This window comes from Streptomyces durbertensis (genome assembly GCF_014156695.1).
In the GTDB taxonomy this organism is placed as follows: Bacteria; Actinomycetota; Actinomycetes; order Streptomycetales; family Streptomycetaceae; genus Streptomyces; species Streptomyces durbertensis.
In genome coordinates, this window is the sequence record NZ_WMLF01000642.1 from 1 (window position 1) to 2,165 (window position 2,165).

Below are 2,165 nucleotides of genomic sequence, written 5' to 3' on the forward strand. Positions count from 1 at the left end.
GACCACGGCTTCACCTTCGGCGACGTGCGTCCGACCTTCACCGGGCACGAACTGTGCTCCGGAGACCCCTGGCTGCGCAGCGTCACCATCCCGCTGGGCGAGTCGTACCACCCCAACGCCGCCGGACAGTCCGGCGGCTACTACCCGGTCCTGGCGCGGGTCGCCTGACCGCGACCCGGGCGGCGGCGCGTGCGTGCGCCGCCGTCCGGGTCCCCGCCGGCCGCCGTCCGGGTCCCCGCCGGCGCCGCTGTCCGCGCGGAAGGGAACCGGAAGCGCGTTCTCGGCGTTCTCTCAAGAGGGAGACGTTCCCGTGTCGAGTGGAGGCGGATGTCATGAGTGTCCAGGGGAAGATCGCCCTCGGCGGAGTCGCCGTCGGTCTGCTGCTGCTCGTGCTCGGCGTTCCGCTGTGGGCGGTGCTGCTGATCGTCGTCGGGGTGCCGGCGGTGGCCTACCTCACGTTGGACCCCTCCCAGCGGCGTCGGCTCAAGCGCGTCTCCCGCAAGCAGATCGGCCGCTGAGCGCGCGCCGTCCGCACACCTCGAGCACGCCCGGCGCGGCCTCCTCGCCGCGCTGCCGGACGCGTAGAGTGGTCGCCCCGACACTCCGGCGGTCCGAGACAGGGGCGTGGTCAGTTTGCGGCGGTACGACAGGCTGAGGGAGATCCGGCGGCTCGACCCGGACGAGGACTGCGAGAGGATCTACCGCCTGCTGGCGGCGTACGAGTTCCCCTGGGACTTCACCAAGTCCCTGGAGCTGGCGCTGTACCGCACGTACGCCGTACCGAGCATCGGCCGGCTGCTCGCCGAGACGGCGGAGCTGACCGACCGCTCGCAGAAGCGGTACGACGACACCGCCCTGCTGCTCGACGCGGTCATGGAGCACGGGCACGGCTCGGAGCGGGGCCGGACCGCCGTCCGCCGCATCAACCAGATGCACCGCGCGTACGACATCTCCAACGACGACATGCGGTACGTGCTGTCCACGTTTGTGGTCACGCCCAAACGCTGGCTCGACGACTACGGCTGGCGGCGCCTGACCGAGCACGAGGCGGCGGCGTGCGCCGCCTACTACCAGCGGCTGGGCCGGAACATGGGCATCCGTGACATCCCCGGTGACTACCCCGCCTTCGAGGACTGCCTCGACCGCTACGAGAAGGAGCACTTCGCGTACGACGACGGCGGCAGAGCGGTCTCCGACGCCACCCTCGCCCTGATGGCCTCCTGGTACCCCCGCCCGCTCGCCCCGCTGGCCAAGACGGGCGCGCTCGCCCTGCTGGACGACAGCCTGGTCGACGCCTTCCGCTACCGCCCGCCGAACCCGGCGGTGCGCAGAGCGGTGCGCGGCGCTGTCCGGCTGCGTGGCCGGGCCGTACGGCTGCTGCCGCCCCGCGCCAGACCGCACTACGCCCGGCAGAACCGGCAGATCAAGGGATACCCGGGCTACCCGCACGGCTACGACCTCGCTGAACTCGGCACCTTCCCGGCCGGCTGCCCCCGGCCCGCGGGGCCTGGAGAACGCCGCTAGGGGGAACGCCTCCGGACGGCCTCGCGGTGTGCCAGCGCGAGGAAGCGGTTGTCCTCGTCGACGTAGCGGACGAGCCGCCAACCGGCGTCGCCGAGCAGCGTCCGGAGCCGCCCCTCGGCGCGGACGTCCGTCGGGGAGAGGACACGCCCCTGCCTGGCTGCCAGCGCGGCGCGGCCGACCGGGTGGAAGAGTGCCAGCGTGCCGCCGGGGCGGACCACCCGGGCGAGTTCGCCGAGCGTGCCGCCGGGCTCGGCCACGTGCCCGATCAGGCCGGCCGCGAACACCGCGTCCAGCACGGCCGTCCGCAGCGGCAGCCGGTCGACGTCCGCGAGGAGCAGCGCGCCGGCCTCGTGCCGTCCGGCGCGCGCCGCGACGTCCAGCATCGCCGGGGTGACGTCGACGCCGAGCACCCGGCCCTCCGCGCCCACCGCCGCCCGCAGGGCCGGCAGCACGCGGCCCGTGCCGCAACCGGCGTCCAGCACCCGGTCCCCGGCGCGCAGGCCCAGCGCGGTGACCGCGGCGGTGTAGGCGGGGCCGTCCCCGGCGAATCTGGCGTCCCAGCGCTCGGCCCGAGAGGTGAAGAAGGCCCGGACCTCCTCCGGGCCTTCTTCACCTCTCGGGCCGAGCGCTGGGACGCCAGA

3 protein-coding genes and 1 pseudogene are annotated in these 2,165 nt (G+C 74.1%); 3 read left to right on the plus strand and 1 reads right to left on the minus strand.

From position 1 onward, the window contains the following. The 3 genes and pseudogenes from GL263_RS25395 to GL263_RS25405 form a co-directional block, all read left to right on the plus strand. A pseudogene (locus GL263_RS25395) lies at positions 1-168 on the plus strand (lipase); the annotation flags it as partial. Between the two features lie 164 nt (positions 169-332). Continuing rightward, positions 333-518, plus strand: a complete 186-nt coding sequence (locus GL263_RS25400) for a tail-anchor membrane protein (protein WP_182858084.1) — start codon at positions 333-335, stop codon at positions 516-518. A 115-nt stretch (positions 519-633) separates the two neighbouring features. Beyond that, positions 634-1,524, plus strand: a complete 891-nt coding sequence (locus GL263_RS25405) for an oxygenase MpaB family protein (RefSeq protein ID WP_182858085.1) — start codon at positions 634-636, stop codon at positions 1,522-1,524. Here the strand turns inward: GL263_RS25405 and GL263_RS25410 are convergent. Continuing rightward, the coding region (locus GL263_RS25410; RefSeq protein ID WP_228456819.1) for a class I SAM-dependent methyltransferase at positions 1,521-2,165 on the minus strand (645 nt) is incomplete at its 5' end. The two genes, GL263_RS25405 and GL263_RS25410, sit on opposite strands and share 4 nt — an antisense overlap.